This is a genomic window from Anaerolineales bacterium (assembly GCA_022866145.1).
Classification (GTDB): domain Bacteria; phylum Chloroflexota; class Anaerolineae; order Anaerolineales; family E44-bin32; genus PFL42.
This window is the reverse complement of the sequence record JALHUE010000280.1, coordinates 1-4,304: the sequence shown is the minus strand read 5'-3', so window position 1 is coordinate 4,304 and position 4,304 is coordinate 1. Positions and strand designations below refer to the sequence as shown.

General features: G+C 65.1%; 4 protein-coding genes and 1 pseudogene. All 5 read left to right on the top strand.

What is annotated here, in order from left to right:
• Positions 1-167 precede the first annotated feature (167 nt).
• The 5 genes and pseudogenes from MUO23_08685 (at position 168) to MUO23_08665 (ending at position 4,304) form a co-directional block, all read left to right on the top strand.
• Complete coding sequence (locus MUO23_08685) at positions 168-455, top strand: GIY-YIG nuclease family protein (protein ID MCJ7513031.1); 288 nt, start codon at positions 168-170, stop codon at positions 453-455.
• 1,226 nt (positions 456-1,681) lie between these two features.
• Positions 1,682-1,984 carry a hypothetical protein gene (locus MUO23_08680; protein ID MCJ7513030.1) on the top strand — a complete coding sequence of 101 codons (303 nt, stop codon included), beginning with the start codon at positions 1,682-1,684 and terminating at the stop codon, positions 1,982-1,984.
• 101 nt (positions 1,985-2,085) lie between these two features.
• Positions 2,086-2,424 carry a potassium channel family protein gene (locus MUO23_08675; protein ID MCJ7513029.1) on the top strand — a complete coding sequence of 113 codons (339 nt, stop codon included), beginning with the start codon at positions 2,086-2,088 and terminating at the stop codon, positions 2,422-2,424.
• 128 nt (positions 2,425-2,552) lie between these two features.
• Positions 2,553-2,915, top strand: a complete 363-nt coding sequence (locus MUO23_08670) for a hypothetical protein (GenBank protein MCJ7513028.1) — start codon at positions 2,553-2,555, stop codon at positions 2,913-2,915.
• An 835-nt stretch (positions 2,916-3,750) separates the two neighbouring features.
• Positions 3,751-4,304: pseudogene (locus MUO23_08665) on the top strand (YfcC family protein).

The window sequence follows — 4,304 nt, the reverse complement described above, 5'->3', positions numbered from 1 at the left end:
GCTCCGCGGGGCGACCTACGGAGAGTTTGTCATTCCCGCTTGCGCGGGAATCCAGGATTAGAAGCGGCGGGAATGGGCCCCCGGCTCCGCGGGGGTGACACAATAGAGAAGGTCATTTCCGCGAAAGTCGAAGACACCCGCAGCGCAGCGGTGCGGGAATATGAGGAATGAGGCAGTACTACATCTTCATCCGGGCCAGCCGCCGCAATGGCAGCCTCTACGTCGGAATGACAGACGATCTCATTCGACGGGTATGGGAGCACAAGAACGATGCTGTTGATGGCTTCACGCAGAAGTGCGGCGTTCACGACCTGGTCTGGTACGCGGCCGCCGACACTGCAACGGCCGCAATCACGCGGGAGAAGCAACTGAAGAAATGGAAACGAACATGGAAGCTGCGCCTCATCGAAGAGTCGAACCAGGAATGGAATGACTTGTACGATCAGATTGCATAACGCCTGGGCCCCCGCCTTCGCGGGGGCGACGAGAAAGGGGCGTCATTCCCGAGTAAGTCGGAGTCACCCGAAGCGAACGGGGCGGGCGGAGTGGTGCGGTACCCCGGCCTTCGGAACCCGGGCAGGCCTGGACCCCCATTTCCCCTTCGGGACCCCTCCGGGGTGCGAAGCGCGATGCGGAGCGCTTCCACGGGGCAGACGCGAACAGTTATGGCCTTCGGGCCTGGGACAGGGCGGCCGAGGCGGCGTATAATACCAACGGTCTCGCGGGTCCAAGGCGCGGCACCTCCTGTCATCACGAAAGACGGCGGATGGCAATCGTCGGCCGTTCGAGGAAGCCGGGGACCCTTCCATCACGGATGCCCGGTCCAGCGGACCCAGGACGCCGGACTCATGGATCGGGACTCGGCGGCAGGCCCAAGCGGGCCTTGCACCCGGTGAGGCCGAGCACTTCGTCCGCCAAGGTCCCGGCAGCTCTCTTCGGCTGGAAACGCCGGCCGATGCAAAGGAGGCCCCTAACCATGGAATCCAACACAATCCACAGAACACTCTCTGCGCGGCGGCGGCGCGGGCCGGTGGGTCCGGGGCCGGTGGGCCCAGGGCCGGTGGGCCCGGGGCCGGTGGGTCCGGGGCCTGTTGGCCCGGGTGGACCCGGCGGGCCAGGCGGCCCGGGGGGCCCAGGCGGGCCCGGTGGCCCAGGCGGACCGGGGGGCCCTGGGGGCCCTGGGGGGCCTCTTGGGCCCGGCCCGGCAGGGCCCGGCCGGGGACGCCCAGGTCCGGGTCGTTGACAGCTTGAGGCGCAAGCCGGAACCCCAGCCTTCGCGCGGGGGTGACGGGGAGCCAATCTCATTCTCGCAGTTCCATGGGAAGGTGCAGGCTGCGACAAGCCGGCCTGCACCCGCGTCGCACGCCGGGGATCATGAAGCGTGGATGGAAAACGGGGTTCTCGGGTGCGTAGCTGCGCAGGCCTGGATCGCCGCTTCCCCTTCGGGATCCCCTCCGGGGTTCGCAGCCCGAGGCGAAGCGCTAATCGCGGGGATGACACCATTCGATTGAGACGAAGGAGAACGAGCTGACTCTTGCCGAGTTCTTCGCAGCTATCGCCCAACTCTCCGGTCTGCTGTTCGTCGTCACCAGCAGGCTGGCCATGGGCCTCAGCCTGACGATGGCAAAGGTCCTCCAGCCTGGCGATCCTCGTCCGGATGGTCGTTGGCCCGGGGCTGAACGTGTCGAAGAAACCGACCCTGATCGGCACGGGCGGCATCCTGGCGCTCTTGCTGTTTGTCGCCGGTTCGGCGATACTTGGTCTTGTTCTGGGCGGGCATGATCCTTCGGTACGTAGGGCCATGGGCCTCAGGACGGGGGAGCGCAACCTATCGGCCGCCCTCGTCGTCAGCCCGAAGATCTTGGCGGGCACAAACACCCTTGCGTTTGTCCTGGTTGGCGCCATCGCCGTGTTGCCTGTCCTGATGGCAACGGCGAGGCGATTAGGGGCAGGGGCCCCGCCAGCCGTCGGAGACGGGTCCTAGGCCGAGACACACCCGAGACGGAAGTGCGATCAAGGATGAGCCGGAAGGCAGAACCCCGTGCGATTGGGAACGCCGAGGCCGTGGAGCACGGCGTTGCCCGGATGAGGCCCCTACGGAACATGTTCCTGGTGGATGTGATCCAGGACCGGGGTTCGCGCTCGATCTTGCTGTGGGCAGCGGGCGCCCTGCTGATGGGAATGCTGGTTTATCATTGGCTCGAAGGGTGGAGCCTGTTCGACGCGCTGTATTTCAGCGTGATCACCCTGGCGACGGTGGGCTACGGCGACCTGGTCCCAACCACACCGATCGCCAAGCTATTCACGATCATCTACGTGATCAACGGCGTCAGCATCCTGCTGGCGCTGTTGGACCGCCTGCGCGTCGTGCGGACGCGCCGGTTCGAACAGCGAGACGCAAGCTCTCAGGGCCCCGAGACCTAGCCAGGCCCCGTCAGCGCTTTGACCCAGCTGCCTTCTGGCGGATGGGGTGAGGAAGGAGGACGCAGATTCCCGTACCCAATCGTCGAATGCTGTTTCCCTAAGCCATTCAACCCTACGGAGGAGATGCAATGAGCACCAGTACCAACACCAGCACCTCAGGTTGTCTGACCGGCGCCGTCGCCGGCTTCTCGCGCTTCTTCCTGCTCTTCGCCTGGATCGGCCGTCCGCTCGCCTTTAATGCCGCCTTCGGTGGGTGGATCATGCCGTGTCTCGGGTTCCTGTTCCTGCCGTTCACAACGCTGATGTGGCTGATCCTCGTTCAAGGCGTCGGCCGGGTCAGCGGGCTCGACTATCTGTGGCTGGGCCTGGCCGTCGTCCTGGACCTCGCCAGCGTCGGCGCCGCCGGTGCCTCCAACCGCCACCGGATTCCGGCCGGGGTGCCGGGCTCGACTGCTCCGCCTGCCGCCCCGCCGCCTGCCGCCAAGCCGTAAAGAACTCGGACAAGGCTAGCTCCGTCATCATGGGCTCCTTCGGAGGCTAGGCTTCGAAGAAGAACCTGTGACCATTGGAGACCCAGCGCCCAATCTGCCGAACGGGCAGGCCCAGCTTGTGCCTGCCCGTTCGGCTTGGGCCTGGGCGACCGCGTTAGGAGCCTCCCTGGTCCCTTTGGCCCTGGGGCGACCGGTGCTTCGCCACCGACACAGAGACTGCTCCACCCAATAGCAGCTCCGTTGGGCTCCCGCGCCAGCGAGGCGAGCCGAGACAGAGCTCCGGACGCCCCGAAACTTGAGTTAGAATCGGGTGGCCATAACGCCCAAAAACCCCGTGGACAGGGGTCCGCAGCCGACTGTGTCGATGGACCCTGGGGCGGGGGGTTGATACCTTTGGTAGGATGACCGGCGGGCCTAATCGCTCTGGTACACTTAGGCATCTCCCGTTGCCTTTAGGAAGAGGGCGATGCCTGAGACTTCCTTGCCCTTTCGTTCGTCCGAGCCGGCAAACTACCGCAGTTCGAGTCCGAGGCGCCGTCCCCCAAGGCCTGCGGGACATGAACGGCGGCGGCCTATCGGCCGAAACCCTGCCACGGGTTGGATGCCAAGCCACGGAAATCCGAGGTGTCTTCCCAGACCAGACGGCGCTGATTTCCCTGCTCCAGCACCTGTACGACACGGACCTGACCCTATTATCGGTTGATCTCTGCGAGACCCCCTCCCCCGCAGAGGGTGCTCCCCATACGATCCAAAGGGGAGTAACCATGATCCGAAGGCCTGCAGCGCGAGCCCCGGTGGCCGTCGCCAGGCCCGGACCACAATTCTGGAGGAGTAGATGACCGCTGAAACTTCCAGCCCGACCAAGAAGCGCAGTTTCCACTTCCCTTCGGCCTTCACCATCCTGGCGCTGCTGATCGTTGTGGTGGCCATCCTGACGTTTGTGATCCCGGCAGGGTCGTACGACGTCGATGCGGATGGCGCTCCCATACCCGGGACCTATCACACCGTGGATCCCAATCCGCAGCGGCTGCGCGACGCCATCCTGGCCCCGATCAACGGCATGTACGGTATCCAGGATGACACCGGCTACATCAACGTCTACAACTCTGGCGCCCTGTAGGGCGCCATCGACGTCGCTCTGTTCATCCTGCTGATCGGCGGGTTCTTGGGCGTGACGATGAAGACCGGGTCGATCGATGCTGGTATCAACACCGTCGTGCGGTCGCTGGGCAGCAAGGGCAAGCTGTAGATCACGATCTTGATGGTCGTTTTCGCCGCCGGCGGCACGTCGTACGGCATGGCCGAGGAGTCGCTGGCTTTCTACCCCCTGATCATCGCCGCCCTGATCGCCGTCGGCTATGACGCCCTGACGGCGGTCTCGGTCATCCT